The 15,696-nt window shown below is 32.3% G+C and carries 23 protein-coding genes and 1 pseudogene; 3 read left to right on the forward strand and 21 right to left on the reverse strand.

Annotated features, from left to right (window positions below; all coding sequences use genetic code 11):
* Nucleotides 1-240: 240 nt before the first annotated feature.
* The 10 genes from NST60_RS20625 to NST60_RS20670 all read right to left on the reverse strand — a co-directional run bounded on the left by NST60_RS20625 (nt 241) and on the right by NST60_RS20670 (nt 7,336).
* Nucleotides 241-558, reverse strand: a complete 318-nt coding sequence (locus tag NST60_RS20625) for an alpha/beta fold hydrolase (RefSeq protein WP_016203584.1) — start codon at nt 556-558, stop codon at nt 241-243.
* A 234-nt stretch (nt 559-792) separates the two neighbouring features.
* Entirely contained in the window at nt 793-1,266 is a 474-nt protein-coding gene (locus tag NST60_RS20630; RefSeq protein ID WP_016203583.1) for an 8-oxo-dGTP diphosphatase, read from the reverse strand.
* A gap of 152 nt (nt 1,267-1,418) precedes the next feature.
* A complete protein-coding gene (locus tag NST60_RS20635) occupies nt 1,419-2,378 on the reverse strand; it encodes a LacI family DNA-binding transcriptional regulator (RefSeq protein ID WP_016203582.1) in 960 nt (319 codons plus the stop codon).
* Nucleotides 2,379-2,687: 309 nt separating this feature from the next.
* Nucleotides 2,688-3,803: an IS4 family transposase gene (locus NST60_RS20640; RefSeq protein ID WP_016201461.1), complete on the reverse strand. Its 1,116-nt coding sequence runs from the start codon at nt 3,801-3,803 to the stop codon at nt 2,688-2,690.
* A gap of 311 nt (nt 3,804-4,114) precedes the next feature.
* Entirely contained in the window at nt 4,115-4,885 is a 771-nt protein-coding gene (locus NST60_RS20645; RefSeq protein ID WP_040343572.1) for a DUF817 domain-containing protein, read from the reverse strand.
* Between the two features lie 2 nt (nt 4,886-4,887).
* A complete protein-coding gene (locus NST60_RS20650; protein ID WP_016203569.1) occupies nt 4,888-5,103 on the reverse strand; it encodes a helix-turn-helix domain-containing protein in 216 nt (71 codons plus the stop codon).
* 11 nt (nt 5,104-5,114) lie between these two features.
* Nucleotides 5,115-5,597: a DUF2975 domain-containing protein gene (locus NST60_RS20655; RefSeq protein WP_341100034.1), complete on the reverse strand. Its 483-nt coding sequence runs from the start codon at nt 5,595-5,597 to the stop codon at nt 5,115-5,117.
* Nucleotides 5,598-5,782: 185 nt separating this feature from the next.
* A complete protein-coding gene (locus tag NST60_RS20660; protein ID WP_016203567.1) occupies nt 5,783-6,013 on the reverse strand; it encodes a hypothetical protein in 231 nt (76 codons plus the stop codon).
* A 98-nt stretch (nt 6,014-6,111) separates the two neighbouring features.
* On the reverse strand, nt 6,112-6,498 hold the full coding sequence (locus tag NST60_RS20665) for a VOC family protein (protein ID WP_224428262.1): 387 nt from the start codon (nt 6,496-6,498) through the stop codon (nt 6,112-6,114).
* A 175-nt stretch (nt 6,499-6,673) separates the two neighbouring features.
* Entirely contained in the window at nt 6,674-7,336 is a 663-nt protein-coding gene (locus NST60_RS20670; RefSeq protein ID WP_016203565.1) for a DUF1801 domain-containing protein, read from the reverse strand.
* A gap of 333 nt (nt 7,337-7,669) precedes the next feature.
* Here NST60_RS20670 and NST60_RS20675 point away from each other — a divergent pair, with 333 nt between their 5' ends.
* The gene (locus NST60_RS20675) at nt 7,670-8,089 is read left to right on the forward strand and encodes a non-canonical purine NTP pyrophosphatase (RefSeq protein WP_224428261.1); all 420 of its coding nucleotides are present in this window, start codon (nt 7,670-7,672) and stop codon (nt 8,087-8,089) included.
* Here NST60_RS20675 and NST60_RS20680 read toward each other — a convergent pair.
* The 3 genes from NST60_RS20680 to NST60_RS20690 form a co-directional block, all read right to left on the reverse strand.
* Nucleotides 7,975-8,340, reverse strand: coding sequence for a GNAT family N-acetyltransferase (locus NST60_RS20680; protein WP_224428260.1), 366 nt, complete (start codon nt 8,338-8,340; stop codon nt 7,975-7,977). The genes NST60_RS20675 and NST60_RS20680 overlap by 115 nt on opposite strands.
* 52 nt (nt 8,341-8,392) lie before the next feature.
* Nucleotides 8,393-8,794 carry a GNAT family N-acetyltransferase gene (locus NST60_RS20685; protein ID WP_224428259.1) on the reverse strand — a complete coding sequence of 134 codons (402 nt, stop codon included), beginning with the start codon at nt 8,792-8,794 and terminating at the stop codon, nt 8,393-8,395.
* 245 nt (nt 8,795-9,039) lie between these two features.
* Complete coding sequence (locus NST60_RS20690) at nt 9,040-9,573, reverse strand: ClbS/DfsB family four-helix bundle protein (RefSeq protein WP_224428258.1); 534 nt, start codon at nt 9,571-9,573, stop codon at nt 9,040-9,042.
* A gap of 342 nt (nt 9,574-9,915) precedes the next feature.
* On the opposite strand from NST60_RS20690, the gene NST60_RS20695 reads away from it, so the two are divergent.
* Nucleotides 9,916-10,263, forward strand: coding sequence for a hypothetical protein (locus NST60_RS20695; protein ID WP_212120675.1), 348 nt, complete (start codon nt 9,916-9,918; stop codon nt 10,261-10,263).
* A 729-nt stretch (nt 10,264-10,992) separates the two neighbouring features.
* Here the strand turns inward: NST60_RS20695 and NST60_RS20700 are convergent.
* From NST60_RS20700 to NST60_RS20730, 8 genes and pseudogenes are all read right to left on the reverse strand, one after another.
* A complete protein-coding gene (locus NST60_RS20700) occupies nt 10,993-11,277 on the reverse strand; it encodes a hypothetical protein (protein WP_016205482.1) in 285 nt (94 codons plus the stop codon).
* A gap of 162 nt (nt 11,278-11,439) precedes the next feature.
* On the reverse strand, nt 11,440-11,622 hold the full coding sequence (locus NST60_RS20705) for a hypothetical protein (RefSeq protein ID WP_212120671.1): 183 nt from the start codon (nt 11,620-11,622) through the stop codon (nt 11,440-11,442).
* Between the two features lie 226 nt (nt 11,623-11,848).
* A complete protein-coding gene (locus tag NST60_RS20710; RefSeq protein ID WP_341100039.1) occupies nt 11,849-12,670 on the reverse strand; it encodes a pentapeptide repeat-containing protein in 822 nt (273 codons plus the stop codon).
* A 200-nt stretch (nt 12,671-12,870) separates the two neighbouring features.
* On the reverse strand, nt 12,871-12,969 hold the full coding sequence (locus tag NST60_RS26870) for a hypothetical protein (RefSeq protein WP_084668807.1): 99 nt from the start codon (nt 12,967-12,969) through the stop codon (nt 12,871-12,873).
* Between the two features lie 103 nt (nt 12,970-13,072).
* Nucleotides 13,073-13,603: a GNAT family N-acetyltransferase gene (locus tag NST60_RS20715; RefSeq protein ID WP_224428257.1), complete on the reverse strand. Its 531-nt coding sequence runs from the start codon at nt 13,601-13,603 to the stop codon at nt 13,073-13,075.
* Nucleotides 13,604-13,624: 21 nt separating this feature from the next.
* Nucleotides 13,625-14,374: a class I SAM-dependent methyltransferase gene (locus tag NST60_RS20720; RefSeq protein WP_169188693.1), complete on the reverse strand. Its 750-nt coding sequence runs from the start codon at nt 14,372-14,374 to the stop codon at nt 13,625-13,627.
* Nucleotides 14,375-14,391: 17 nt separating this feature from the next.
* Nucleotides 14,392-14,580: pseudogene (locus tag NST60_RS20725) on the reverse strand (hypothetical protein); the annotation flags it as partial.
* A 30-nt stretch (nt 14,581-14,610) separates the two neighbouring features.
* The gene (locus tag NST60_RS20730) at nt 14,611-15,021 is read right to left on the reverse strand and encodes an NUDIX hydrolase (RefSeq protein ID WP_254415312.1); all 411 of its coding nucleotides are present in this window, start codon (nt 15,019-15,021) and stop codon (nt 14,611-14,613) included.
* A 234-nt stretch (nt 15,022-15,255) separates the two neighbouring features.
* Between NST60_RS20730 and NST60_RS20735 the strand changes: the two genes are divergently transcribed.
* Complete coding sequence (locus NST60_RS20735) at nt 15,256-15,489, forward strand: DUF378 domain-containing protein (RefSeq protein WP_016205463.1); 234 nt, start codon at nt 15,256-15,258, stop codon at nt 15,487-15,489.
* The last annotated feature ends 207 nt before the right edge of the window (nt 15,490-15,696 follow it).

Here is a 15,696-nt window from a genome sequence, read left to right on the forward strand (position 1 = left end):
TAACATTAACATTATGTAAGTTTACATATAAATATTAACCTAGATTTTGGGCGGATGATATGTGTTGATGTTTAAAAGATATTATTAAAATACAGGTCATAACCGTAAATACTATGCTTGTATTCAAAAATTCAGCTTTTGTTTTATTAAATTCTCTCTATAACTTTTTTAATTGCAACTATAATTACATCCGGTCTATCTAGATATACAAAATGACTTGAATTAGTTGCTAAGATTAACTCACTTTTCGTATTTAATGAGGATTATTTTCTCTTCAATTTCTAATACATCAAGTAATTCAACTACTTCATTTACTACCATTTCTGTATTGCGTATGTTGGTATGAAGTTCACTTTCACCTAACCCTGGTCTATGAAACATGATTATTCTATTCGTTTCACTTAATGGCCCAATTATTTTATTCCACTCATAAAAAGAACAGCCTAACCCAGTAAGAATAACAATAGGTATCCCATTATTACCAATAAGCAACGCTTCCATTCTATTACCTGATATGCTTAAATAACGAATATTCTCTTTATGAATACCTTTATTCATTCGATCACTTCCTTTCAAAATCAATTATGTTATTATTCGATTCTTTTTTCATATTTTACCATTTATTAATAAATGTTTAATTGATTTAAATAATTTTTATGAAAATTGGATGCGTAAAATTCTGTTTCCCCACTAGAAAAAACAGAATTAGCAGGGGAAAAGATATAATATTTCGCAATAAATTCAACATTAAATTAGTATTAAAAGCAGAAATTTACTCCTTTTATCATATACTTAGGTTTTCTTTATGGTAACTTTACCCTCTTGGTTTTTCTCATTGTCCCATTCAATCTGAATTTCAAAAGTTCCATCTTCAAAAAACAAAGGAAATCTTCTTCTTATAGAAGCTTGCATTGGAAGGCTAGGGATTTCATTTATATTAACCCAAATAGGTTTACCTTCGGGTGCATCTTCCAACAAGGTTCCACTAAAACATTTAGTTATATAATTAAAAATCATATACCTGTCATTTTTTTCTGGATTAACGTACTCATAAAGTCCTTTATAAATAAGGTTGCTCACTTCTAAACCCGTTTCTTCCTTAACCTCCCTAATGGCTGCATCCGTAAAACTTTCAGGAAACTCTACTTTTCCTCCTGGAGGTATATATCCCTTAAAATTATCGTGCTGTCTATTTAATAGCAGTACATAATCTCCGTTTTGAACCAAGCAAACAGTCCAAAATTTATAATTAACATTCTCACTCATCTTTTTCCCCCTCAAAATATCGAAATCATTTTTGGCAATGTTTTAGAATAATTTAATTTTAACGCAGAAATTGTCAAATTGTACTAAAAATTCAAATAAAAAAGCACTCTCCTAATGAAGAGTACATGGATATTTAGTATAATCGCTTGTTTTTAAACCGTAGTTCTTTCAATAAAATGAGAAAACATTTCTTTTTTAGTTATATCATCGCTAATTGCTTGTTGAAATAAGTTCTTCCCGATGTCTACAAGTGGAATTTCAACCGAAGATATTTCCATCATTTTTGCAATAGGCTCATTATGAAAACCAATTATTGCAAGTTCTTCCGGTATTTTAACCCCTTGTTTTTGACAATAAATTACTATTCCAGCAGCAACTTGATCACTTGTGACAATCAATGCAGTAGGAGGTGTCTTCATATTAAGAATTTCTTTCATGACTTTTTCGCCATCTTCGAAATAATAACACTGATCAAAGATAAATTCATCATGAAAAGGGAGATGGCTCCTGATCAGAAAATCCTGATATGCTAGTGCACGAAATTTGCTGCTTGGTCCCGTTTTTCTCCCTATCGTGTAACCAATTTTTTGATGTCCTTTTTTATACAGAAATTCTAACGCTTCCATTAAAATTTTATATTGGTTAACAAATGTAGAGGAGACTTCTTTATCGTTAGCATCTTCACACAATACAATCTTTCCATATTGTAGATATTCTTGTATTACAGACCATCCACAAGCTCTCGAACAAATGATAAGAGAATCAATTTGCTTTTGTTTTAACATTTGCAGTGCTTCCAACTCTCTACTTTCCATATAATCAGTCTGAAATAGAACAAGCTTATAATTATTTTCCAATGCTTGTTTAGCGATCCCTTTTAACAGCAATGCAAAATAAGGGTGATCTGAGAAAGGAAGAACAACACCAATCATTTGTGTTTTCCCTTTACTTAAATGAACGGCATTGAGATTTTGTTGATAATTACTTTCTCTAATTGCCTCTAAAACGGCATTTCGCTTTTCTTCCCTTACATATGGATGATTGTTTAAAACACGAGAAACGGTCGTTACGGAAACTCCTGCCATTTTTGCTAAATCTTTTATATTTGTCATACTTTCACCTTTTCAAAACCGAAATATCATTTTTACTTATACACTAAGAATACATTTTTTACTCTTTTCTGTATATACCAATGAAATAGTCTTCAAAAGATTGAATCGGTGTAACTTCCAATGATTCCCCTGATTTCTTTAAGCAAACATAAGCTAAAATATCACTAGTGTTGCATAAATATTGTCGCAATTTTCAGTCTGATTATCCTCCTTGTTTAGAGCCAAAAAGGTAAATACCTATTCAAAGGTGGCTCCATCCATTTGGGTTTTTTTTACAATTAGACTTGTGCGACAACAACAATTTGCTTATTAAGGGATGGCTTTCCCTTCAATCTTTCGAAGCCAGATATGGGCTGGTTTCCACAATGCAGCCCTTAAATAACGGCTAATTTGTAAGGTTTTTCGCTTACTTCTTGTTTCAAGTTGTACGAGAACATGTAGGCAAAAAACAATCAGTGCGATAAACACTTGGTTTTGAATCGCCCATTCACTTTGACCGTAGAACTTTTTGATGCTGAGATGCTGTTTGATCCATTTAAAGAACAACTCAATTGCCCACCGTGATTTGTACATCTCTGAAATTTCTTCGGCACTCAAATCAAAACGATTGGTAATTAAATGCAGTTCATTTCCTTTTGAATCCATCACTTTTAGAAGACGAAAGTAATTTTCAGCACGGTTTTGAGTCGTACCAATCAACACCATTTGATCTGACAAAACAGCTGAATTCTCGGGTAGTTTAAAATTATAAACTTCCCGTATGACTGCGTTTTTCCGTAGCCTTGAAAGAAAAAAGTAACCATCATCTGTCATTCGGTCAAAGCGCTCGTAATCTAGGTAGCCACGGTCAAACACATACATGCATTCTTTATCATCAACCATGATTTCAAGCTGACCACGATCATGTTCTTTTGCCGTTGTTAAAACAGCCTTTTCAGGATAGGAACTCCCTTTTTCCATAAACACAAGTCTCAAATGCAACTTGACACCCGCTTTTGTTTTGCGGAACTTTGCCCATTTATGATTGGTCAAATTAAGTGGCAATGTGCTTGAATCAATGATTTTTAACGGCATAATAAGCTTTGTATAATGTGTTTTTGCATGAATTTGTGCGACTAAATCAAGGAAAAGCCTTTGAAATAAATCTGGATTTATACCGTTTAATCGGCGTGAGAGCTGAGAAATACTGATTGAATCAAGATCAATGCCTTTTTGTAGTTGGTCGTCGAAAAGACAATCGCTTAGCTCATGCAAACTTTCGACTTCTTGTAGCTGTGCAAAAAGGAGTAATTTTAGAAATGAGTCTGTTTTTAGTTTTTTCGTATAGTAATCTAATTTCAACGTTTTCACGGTTTCTTCAAAAAGTTGAAGATTTATTGGTGAAAACCATTGTCCAAATGAAGTTTTTCGTGTAATCTTGTCCATGAGTTGGTCCTTTTTTAGTGGATTTGGACGGGTTACCACCTGACTTATCCATTATAAAGGACTTTTTCTTTGCATAAAATAATAAAATTGAACATTTTGAGTATTTTTAATAGTGAAAATAAATTAATGCAACACTAGTGAATTAAACTAAAAATATATCTTTACTCAAAGATTAACTTACTAAGAAGCTCCAAGACTTTATTTATCAAAATGAATATTATTCTTGTTCACATCAAGGAGCTTTTAGTAAAATGGGCATTTCTGATTACTTTTTTATAAAATTGACATGCTACACTTTTTAATAACTACTATTAACTATTAGGCATTTTCTCCTTTACCTGCTTTAACGTTGCGACAATAAGAAAACTGACAATCACTAATAAGAGCCATGAACTTACCTTTCCTAAATGCACAAGACTCCAAGCTTCCGCTTGATTTGGGTATTCCCATGCGCTAAAGTAAGTGGCAATATTCTCCGCTATCCAAATAAAAAAACCGATTAGGACAAAAGAAAGTGCAAGTGGCATTCGATAACTTGTGCCATTTACTTCATATAAAACCCATGACTTCCAAAACACGATTATTACTAATCCAGATAAGATCCAACGAATATCTAGCCAATAATGGTGGGTGAAAAAGTTCAAATAAATGGCAGCAGCAAGAGGCACTACAACTAAAAACGGTGGCCATTTAACTAATTTGACATTTAACCTTCTCCAGGCTTGGCATAAATAACTTGCTACACTTGCGTACATAAACCCACTGTACAATGGTACCCCAAAAATTTTTGTATAAGCTTCTTCCGGATACGACCAGGAACCCATATGTACCTTAAAAAGTTCAAGTGCAAGTCCAATTAAGTGGAAAACAGTAATTACCTTTAGCTCGTCTTTTGTTTCCAGTCCAGATCGGACCATTCCCCACTGCATCAGGAGGCAGATGAGAAGCAGCCAATCGTATCTTGGCAACAAGGGAAGATCTATTATTTTTGTAAAAGCCAAAGAGGCAAAAATTACGACAGGAAATACACAGGATAAAGCTTGTTCCCAGCCAAAATAGACGAGCTGCTTTAATGCACGTATCATTAGCTCTCTCCATCTTTTCTATATTCTAATATATCGCCTGGTTGGCAATCCAAAGCTTCGCATATAGCAGCTAACGTCGATATTCGGATAGCTTTTGCCTTACCATTTTTTAATATAGATAGGTTGGCCATTGTAATTCCAACCTTCTCTGATAATTCGGTTACACTCATTTTTCTTTTAGCCAACATTACATCGATATTAATTATAATTGCCATTTGTTTTCACCTCAGACTATTAAGTCATTTTCTGATTTTATATCGATTGCTTCTTTTAATAGCTTTTGAAGTACTGCGGCAAAAACGGCAATCACCATCGAAGCAAAAATAAGAATTAGTCCAATTAGAATGACACCAAGAGCATCGTCCATTTCTGCAATGAGGTAAAATAACGGCAAACCTAATACAAAAATTACACTAATGGAAATGGCACAGTTTTTTATTTTCTTTAAAGCCTTTACCGATAACTCCGAGAAAGCTTCATTCTTATCAATATAGTTTAAAAGTTTAAATGCTTGATACAGTGCAAAGTAGAAAGGAATTGCTGCTGCATAAAAATCAATCATCACAAGATATTTTATATAAGCATTATTTGGATATAACGCAGCTACGAAATTGCCAATTTCCGGTACTAAAAAGATGCACAATGCAAGGATCGGCAGTCCAATAAGAATAACAGCAATTTTTAAAAAGAGCGTTGACACTTGTTTCATAAAAAACACCTCTCATATTTATTTCAATTTGAATTTATCATATTGTTTATCGTTTTACAATAAATTTTTATTATTTTTGATTTGTTTTTTATTGTTTTTGGATAAGTAAAACAAAAATAAAAAGCATTTCTTATCGAAAGAAACACTTTAAAATTAGATTTATCTTTTATTTTTCAATGTGTAAGCTATCCTGTCACAAACATAAAGTCCTGGACAAATGTTGAAACAGCTTTTAAATCCACCTTATGACTTTTATACAATATTTCTGCCTTTTTCAATTGCTTTTTCACTTGAGGCGAAATCTTTTCTGCTTCTTTTAACGAAATGTCTCCAATTAACAGATCAATCGCTATTTTTCTTATGTTTTCTTCACGAGACTGATGCAATATGTAGGATATACAACTAATTTGGTCCATCCTTACACCTCTCTAAACATATTTTTATGTATATTTCTATGTTTAGACAGAATATTCCTTCTTTTAAAAAAGAAGAGAGGGATGGTTCTAGAGAATTATCATTTCTCCCTTTTGCAAACTATTTGTATAGGATTACCATCAGGGTCTTGTACCCAGCCAGATCTTAAGTCATTTAAAAAATTATGTGGTTCAGATAGTAGAGTTGCACCATTATTAATCGCATACTGAATAGCCAAATCCGTATCTTCTGTCCATAATACAATTTCAATCCCCATATTTTTGCTGGGAGATAACCCATGAATTTCTCTTGCAGACTCTTTTGTAGCTATACCTAAATTAAAACCATCTAATAACAGTTCAGAATGTACTTCCTTACCATCGATTTCAGCAGCAAAGGTTTGTCTAAATCCCAGTTTCTGATAAAATTTTTTTGATTTTTCCAAATCATCAACATATAGATTGATTTGTGGAGACTTAAAATGCATATGCTATTCCTCCGTTAATTTTGAATTTCTAATACCTTTTTATTAACTAGACTGATAATATTTTAAGTAGAATTCAACATAGATAATTAATTTCCTTCAATAAATTAAATATTTTCGTGTAACAGAAAAAGGAACCGTTCCTTGCAAAGCAATAGAACCGTCCCTCTGTAGCTATTTATTTTTTCCCCGCAAACTTATGCGATCCATCACAATTAGGCATCTTTTGGGATAGTCCACATATACAATCATTTAACCCCTTACCATTCAAAATTCGCTCCATCGCTTTTTCAATCCTTGATACTCGTGTTTTGGATTGCTTCGGTTGTGAAAAATGAAAAATGTATGCTCTTTGACGTCCCGGTGTCAATGCTTCAAATGCATTTTTTAATTCAGGTATTTCTGCAAATTTAGTTTCAAGTTCTGCAGGAAGGATGTATGCTTCGTGCTCTTTTACTTTCACTTCCAAACCTGCTTTTTCCACTTCAATAGCATTATGAATATATTCTTTTATAATTACTTCCTTGTCTACTATTTCTTGTAAATTAGTAAATCTAATTTGGCGCGCCGCCTGTACATTCTCCGTTTGTTGAATTAGAATCCCGTGAGAATCTTTTAACAAGGCACCTTTGTGAAATAAGAGCGCACAATATTCTTTAAATCCATGTATTAAAACAATGTTTTTATTGTTAAATGTGTAACAAGGGTGCATCCATTTAAATTCTTCGGTAAGTTCCTCACAATCAAGAACAATCTGTCTTAACTTCTCAAATTCTTCCTTCCACTGACTATCTTTGCTTAAAAATTCCTCAACTTTAGGATTTAGTTCCCTATTTGTCATCCAATTACACCCTTCTAAATTTTACTCTTTTCTCCAAAAAATCGTACATTCTTCTTTATTATCATTAATATTAAACTCAATCATTTTTTCAAGTAAAGGGAAATCTATTTGCTACCTTTTTTTCATTTTCTCCTAATTTTGCATAATAGTCCATGAAAAATACCAAAAAATTAGTGCGAAAATCAGCTTTACTCATTGCATAACACCATTAATCAACTATTTACAAACTTCTCTATTCTCTTATCATTCGTATATTTGTTATATTTATTAATAAGAATGGAATTAAATTGTAGTTCTCATCTTTAAAACGAAGCATAAGGAGAAACTTTTCAAATGAAAGAGATTGTATTTGTCACCACCAACAAAGGAAAAATCGCTTCTGCTCAAAATGAATTAAAAAGTATTAAAGTAACTCCTATCAGCGCAGAATTAAGTGAACCAAGAACAGATAATATTAAAGATATTGCAAGAGAAAAAGTATTACAAGCATATGAAATCGTGAAGCGTCCATGTATTGCCTTAGATTCTGGATTTTTCATTGATGAATTAAATGGGTTTCCTAGGGCATATGTCAATCATATGTTAGACACGATAGGAATTAGTGGCATCTTAAAATTATTAAGTGAAGAAGAAAATCGCTATTGTGAATTTAGGTGTAATTTTTCAATTAGCATTTTACCAAAACCCTGTTTTCTATATGATGGATGGACTGCTAACTCAACAACTTCAAAACAATCTTGTAGCCAATTATGATATTCTTCTGAATTAAATTCCTTTGCAAGTAACTCGTGATAAAACTGTCCAGGTAATGAAGTATAACCATATGAAAAACCTATTGCTTTATCTTCGTCAGATAGGAATGCAAATCCTCTAAATCCCCTATATGAGCTATGTTTTAAAATCCGTTCTTTTATTGAATTATCCTCACTATTCCAAACTGTTTTATAGATTTCTGATACTTGTTGTAATACTTCGTTACTCGCTAATTCTAATAATTTCACCATCTTTCATCCTCCAATATAAATTGACTAACCTGCCTTGTTAGTGCAATAAAATCTAAGTCTTATATTCACATAAAAACCGTTCTACACCTGGATACTTTTCACCTAGACTTGTTACCGAGAAACCGTATTTTCTATAAAAATCTATTGCCTCCTTATCCGTTTCAGCAGTGATCAAAGTGAATTCTTCAGAAAGAAATCCAATCATTTTGCTACCAGTACCTTTTCCACTATGTTCTGGAAATACAGCGATATGTTTAATAACACACTCGTTAAACCTAATATTTTCAATTCCTATACAGCCAATAATCTGCCCTTGAAGTTCAAAACCAAATAATTTTCTGTTTTGGGATTTCAAATATATTTGATATTCTAGGTCAACTTTAAAATCTGAGGTAGCAAATGAAAGAAGTTTTCGTACAGATGGTTGGATTGTTTTACTATTAATTATTTTCATTGTCTCATCCTTTTAATGGTTTAATGAATATATATTTCCTCATTTAAAATTATCTTCTTCTACCGCTAAACCCCTATATCATCAGTAGAAAAATGCTTCCCTTATTTATTGAAGTATCCTGCCCCCTATAGTTTAAGTACATTTCTTCACAAAGTTATTCGTTTTCAACTTCAAATTATTAAAGGAGTACTGAGAAAAAAGAGCATTCATCCATTCATTCGGTCAATGCCCCTTTGTTTAGTTTATTATTTTACCGCCTTGTCATTTTCTGTTTCTTTTATAATCTTTGCAATGACTTCACATTTTTTTATAGCCCAAGTATAATGTTGTAAGGTGTTTGCAGCAAAATAGGTATATAAATTGCTTGTTTTTGTCCACTTGTAGTATTTCTTTGTTATGAGTTCTTCATTAGTATGTAATTTAATTAGTTTCATTACTCTATCATGACTTAACTTCAATTTCTTAATAGCCTGATTCAAAGTTACATCTTGATACTTTTCCCAAATTTGTTTATTAAGCAGATTTATAGTATTCCATTTATAACCCGCTGCTGGCATAAAAGGAATATCTCCATCCATGCCTTCTCTATACCACCTTTCAAGCATAGCTTGCCATTCATAAAGGTGCATTAATACATCACGAAAATTCTTATCTCTCTCTTGAGTTTCAATAGAAGTTACCCTTTTTCTGGTAGGTACAGAGTCAATTATTTCAAGCAATGATTTAAAATTTATGTTGCTATTCAATAATAAAATTTCTTTTTCACTCTTTACTGCCACACTAATCCACTCCCTTTTTAATATATATTAACATAAGAACGTATGATCTTATGTTAATTTTTTTTTTAAAATCCAAAGGAAAATCTTGTACATTGAGTCACTTTCTTTAACCTACTTAGGTTTATATAGATATTCAATAGAATTTCGAGAATTCATTCTGCCATTATCCTTGCAAGTTTACACAATAAAGATTCTCTTCATTATTACTGGAACTCCTACCAGCATAGTTCTAGAAAAGATATAAGATACAAGAAATTCAAAACCTTTTACCGATATTATCCATTTACTCAGCATGTAATTTCCAATTATACTATATTTAAACTCGTTTTAAGGAGATTGATAATGAGAACCTCTGTCCCATGTCCAAATTGTGAACAAGCAATAACGCTTGATGATTTTGAGGATTTTTCATCACCATTTACGATGAAATGTCCGTACTGCAAAGCAAAATTAAAAGAAACAAAAGTCACACCCTTTCTCCTAATTGGCTTGATAATAATAATTCCTTTATTTATTTACTTAACAGAAACATTAATATCTTTGCTATCTGGCATTATACCCATTATTCGAAAAATACCTTCCATTATTGTATTTATAGGACTATTATATCCTTTATATGCCCTATATGAGCGAATTAATGGCCTTATTATGTTTAATAAAGGCAATTTACAATTAAAAAAAAGGCAATGATAAGCGTGGGATTCTCACGTTTATTTGTATAAATATATTTTATTGAAAAACCTGTTTTTATACTAACCTGACCCTTTTCACCATAACTCTGTAAAATAAAAAGCCTTCCCTTTGATTTAAGAAAAGCACCGTATATTTTAATTATATCCGTTATAGTATCGTAGGAGAGAATAAAAGTATTGCTTCTATTAAATTGAAGCATTTAACCAATTATTTAATTATCTGCTATCTTATTTGGAGAGATATACCAAAAGTTTAATTACATCATTCTCCTCTACCTCGTTTAATAAGGAATTCGATATCACTTCTTCCCCCCCTTACAGAATCGCTAGTTAAGCGACATGGATTTACAATAGGGTACACTTTTATCGTTATAATTTGCATAATTTTCCTAAATAATTATAGCACCTTTTTATTTATCCATATCGGCATACTTTAAGACATGAAAAAGCTGAGTTCATTTACTGAATCCAGCCAATTATTTGAAATAAGGTTTGTCCTCGCTAATTCCCCATCGTTAATACAAAAAATAAGTAAAACAAAATCTTAACTAATGTCGGAAGCGCTTCAAATATCATATTCATTCTCCTAACCCATTCGATTATTTAATATTTACTATATAATATGAAGCAGATAAGCAAAATGTAACCGCTTACTTTATTGTGCACGTTATTAAAATGATACAAAACTATATGTACGCAAGAAAAAAACTCTCAAACAGAGAGTCTCCTAGCTTACCTTATAAAATTTATCGATTTTACCAGCTAAAATTCTTAGAAAGTTATTAATTGTCATATTTTCGATTTTTTTCGAATACCATGACAATTTATTGCCCATGTCTTCACCATCATAATTAACATTTAATGGAACGTATCCTTTTGATTTGGACGATAAAGTATGATCGAAGGCAATAATTAATACTTTCCCCTCAGGTGTTTCTAATTTGACCTTGTATCTTGGAAATTTGTAGTCTGAGCTATACTTAACACCTTTAATCTTAGCCTTAGTTTTCATACATTCTCCTTCAGAGTGTGTCTATTTACTATTATAGCTTAAATGAAAAGAATTAGACATCATTTACTGTAATAATGAGAAGAATAGGCATTTGTATACACAAAACAAAAAACAATTATATACCTGAAGTCTCAGCATATCTCAGAATTTTCTAATCGATTATTATTCTGCATTAGCTACTACTTCTACAGATCCATCTTCTGCATAATGCATAATATTTACAATTTTGTAGTAAGCTTTATCAATTATTATTGTTTCTCCGATGGATGGCGGGATTTGAAAAATAATTTGCTTTGATTGCCAGCCTTTCACTTTATGCTGATATAAAGTATTTAGTCTCACCATAACCAATCTCCTCTTTCTATTGATATTCCAAGAAATAAGTTCCTTCATTATAATATTTATGCTTCTCTAAATCCGAGTTTTCCATTTCATGAATACTATTTATGAAAGTTCATGATTTTTATCATTTCATTTATCCGCAGATAGACACTTAAGACCTAAAAAAACTAAATCAGAAAATGAGTTCAGTTTAGTATTTTATCTAGATTGTAACTTGTCACACGAAAAATTAAGAAATACTACTCTTCGTCCAATGACTTGGATTTTCTAGATAGTTTGGTATTTTAGTATGTACATTCCCAATGGCTGAATTAATTTGTGACTGTGTGAGAAAAAGAGCGTCTGTTAAATTTGCACCACTTATATCAGCATCTCTAAGATCTGCCCCAATAAAGTCTGCTCGCCTTAAATCACATTTGCTTAAATTAGATGCAATCATTAGTTTCCCACGAAAATCTTCACCTTGTAGATTTAAACCATTAAAGTTAGTGTCTATATAGTTTGATTTATTCTTTAACTGTCTCTTTTTCCCTTTATTCACACAATTGTTTCTATATTTTTTGCTTGATTCTATTAATAGTGCATTAACTTTACTGCGATGGAAAACAATATCTATTTCTAAAATCTCTTTTGGCTTTCTTACTGTTAGCTCAACTGTATCTTCATAAATCTTTTGAAGTTTGCCATGAAAAGACGAAGTTTCCTTTAATGTTAGTGTTTGATGAAGGTACCAAAGCATTTCATGCAATTGTTGAACAAGAGGAAAGACTTCGAACATTTCTCTTGCATGTTCTCCCTCCCGCCAGTCCATACCGTTATAAATAGACTGTGAAACATGCTGACCTGCACCAAAACACTCATAAGATACACATCCATGAAAACCTTTATCCTTTAATGTTTCATGGATGAGACAAGAATAATTTGAACATAAATGGATACAGGGTTCTCCTCCATCTTTATTAATTGGAAAGTCTGCTGATTTTCCAAATGGCAATGCTGTACAACACAGTCCAAAGCAGTTTTGACAATCTGACTTTAAATTATTTATCATTATTAGACACTTCCTAAAATATAATTACAAACTTCTTGGTGGATCTGTAAACTATTTACCAAAATAATATAGATGATAAGGGAAAGTGGCAGTGTTACTATCAAGAAAACTTCCCTCAGTGGGGGTTTTTCTCAACCTCCACTGAGGGTTAGTTGCACTTATCGGACCTTTAAGGGCAGTTATTCCCCCACTTAGCTTCCTCAATTTTTCTCAACTTTAGCTGGGGGATTACTGCCCGTTAAGAGTGGGACAAAAATCAGACGAATACCTAAAGGGGATATCCCAAAGTATTCGCCAATACCTCCACAAACTCCAAAATTGCTTTATTGTTAGCCGATTTTGGAGTTTTTCGATTCATTCTTATTCCCCATTTAAATTAATATATTTTTCCTCACTGATAGTTCATTTGCGATACTCCATCAACCAACAATCATGATACTCGCCTTCATGCAATTCATGTTTCGGAAGAATTTTGACCTTCTTTAATCCACACTTTTCATAGCATGAAATTGCTCTTACATTCCTTGCTTGTGGGTCCATAACTACATAGTCTGCTTTCTTATCTTCAATTAAAAAGTTAATCATTGACGTGACGAGTAATGTTCCAATTCCTTTATTCCAATAGTTACGCTCACCAATAAATTGGTCTGTTCCGTATATTATTTCTGTCTTATAACCATATAACATACTCGTTTCACTATCTATTTTGTAAAACTGAATATACCCGATCGCTTTATTATCATATTCCACGATGCATCTCACTTCATCGTCTTCAGAAGAATAAAACACTTTATTCACTTTATCTAAATCAAACGGATTATCTCTCCCTTCATAAAATTCGAGGACAGATGGGTCAGAAAGCCACTTAACTAAAAGAATATTATCCTTTTTTTCTAATTTACGAACTTTTAAAAGACCACTTTCGTATATCATTATCTACTAATCCCCATTTTTTTATAATTTCCTAGCAACAATCGTAAATTCCCATGGAATATTTTCATTTTTCCAACCACGATGTTCATCAAATCGATCTAGCTTAAACGCAGCAGGTATCAATGAATTAATGATTTCGCTAAGTGTATACAACCGGATAGAAACAGCAGGAAAATCCACTTGTTCTTCTTCAGGAAAAAATTGTTTAAAAGCAACATCTCCTGTTTGTAATCCTGAATCAAAATATGTTTGCTTTACAGTGAAATCTTCATTCAAGCATTTTAGAAAAGGGTGATAATCACTTAGAATCATCGTTCCATTCTTTTTTAAAAGCGAGGACAGAATCGACATTAATTTATCAAGATCCTTAAAATAATGTAAGATTCCGCCTTCTAAATAGAGCATATCAAATGAGTTTCCGTAAGTTTCTAGATCTATATCATAAAGATCTCCAACAACATAGGTGATGGAAATATTGGCATAGTAAGCTAATTCTTTTGCATAACGTTCATTTTCCACTGATATATCAAATATTGTCACATCTGCGCCTAATAAGGCTAATGGTACAGCTTTTCTCCCATTTGAACCACATAAATTCGCTATCTTTTTCCCTTCCACATTGTTAAAATACACTTGATGTTTTTTTAAACTTCCTAAGGGATTTTTCTTTAATTCAATCGCTTTATCCTTTGGAGGACCATCCCTCTGCATCCAAAATTCATAGGCGCGATATTCCCAAGCCACTTTATTAGCCGAGCTTTGCTCATTCATAATGGAAATCCTCTCCTTTATAAATCAATGTTTTTTCCTAATAACCCCAACCTTTGCACTTGCATGAGTTTATTACCTTGAAATTCCATTCGGTAGATATCCGGCTTTGTCGTATTTAATAAAAAATCCAAGTCAAACTGATTGTCATAATAGCCCATCATTAATGTCATTACTACACCATGTGTTCCAATTACTATGTTCTTTCCTTATAGATATAAGTTCCCATACTATTCTCCTTACTTAGTGACTCCAACACGTAGCCAGTCCAAAGGTGATTTTTTTTCGAAATGTTTTTCAATATGTGTAAGAACTTCATCGTTTCCTGGTAATGAAACATATTCGATTGCTTCCTTAAAGGATAACCATTTATATTCACTATGCTCATCATTTAACCTAACATGGTCATCTTCCTCTATGAAACCAACAAAGACAGGTGCAATATAAATGTAGTTTTCTTGCGGAGAATATATTTGATCAAATGTATTCATGCTGTAGAGTAGTAAATTTGTAATTCCCGTTTCTTCTTTCACTTCTCTTAAAGCTGCTTGCCAAGCTTGTTCTCCTTGTTCTAAGCTGCCTCCTATATAATAGCACCACATATCTTTCAATATCGGTGTTGCCCTTTTTAATAATAAGACTTTATACATCCCCTCTATTTTTTCAATAACACAACTGCTATCCCAGTACTGCGAATAGGTGTTTGCGCCTCTTCATTTGCCATGTTTTATCTTCACTCCAATATTAAGATTATATTTTTGTAAAATTAAGTCTTTTATATTATAAACTTTTTCCTCTTAAACTGGTAATATTTCTTAGTTTTTACTTTTGCTGAAAGGTGGTATATAGGTAATAGTAAACATAATCTAAAAGGAGGTATAAAGATGAGTGTATTACAGAAAATTGCCTTAATACTTATGATTATCGGAGCAATTAATTGGGGACTTATCGGCTTATTTCAATTTGACTTAGTTGCAGCTATTTTTGGAGGGCAGCATGCAGGATTATCCCGAATTATCTATAGCATCGTTGGAATAGCCGGTTTGCTGAGCATTAGTTTACTTTTCTCTTCAAAAAGCTTATCAAAAAATAGCACAAAAGAGAGAACTGTATATTAAAAAGGTTTCATAAAAAATAATAGAGGATGGGACATAACTAAATAGATACTCTGTAAAGACGAACAATTTCTAATATAGCTAGTAAATAGCGGCTGCTTTCGCATACTTTTTACAAGAGGAAATATAATTAGTTGGAAAAACAGAGCAGCCGGAATACACGAAGACTCCTATGGGATTAGCGAGACAGTCTGAGACCCTGCAGGCCAC

This window comes from Niallia sp. FSL W8-1348 (genome assembly GCF_038006745.1).
GTDB lineage: Bacteria > Bacillota > Bacilli > Bacillales > Cytobacillaceae > Niallia > Niallia alba.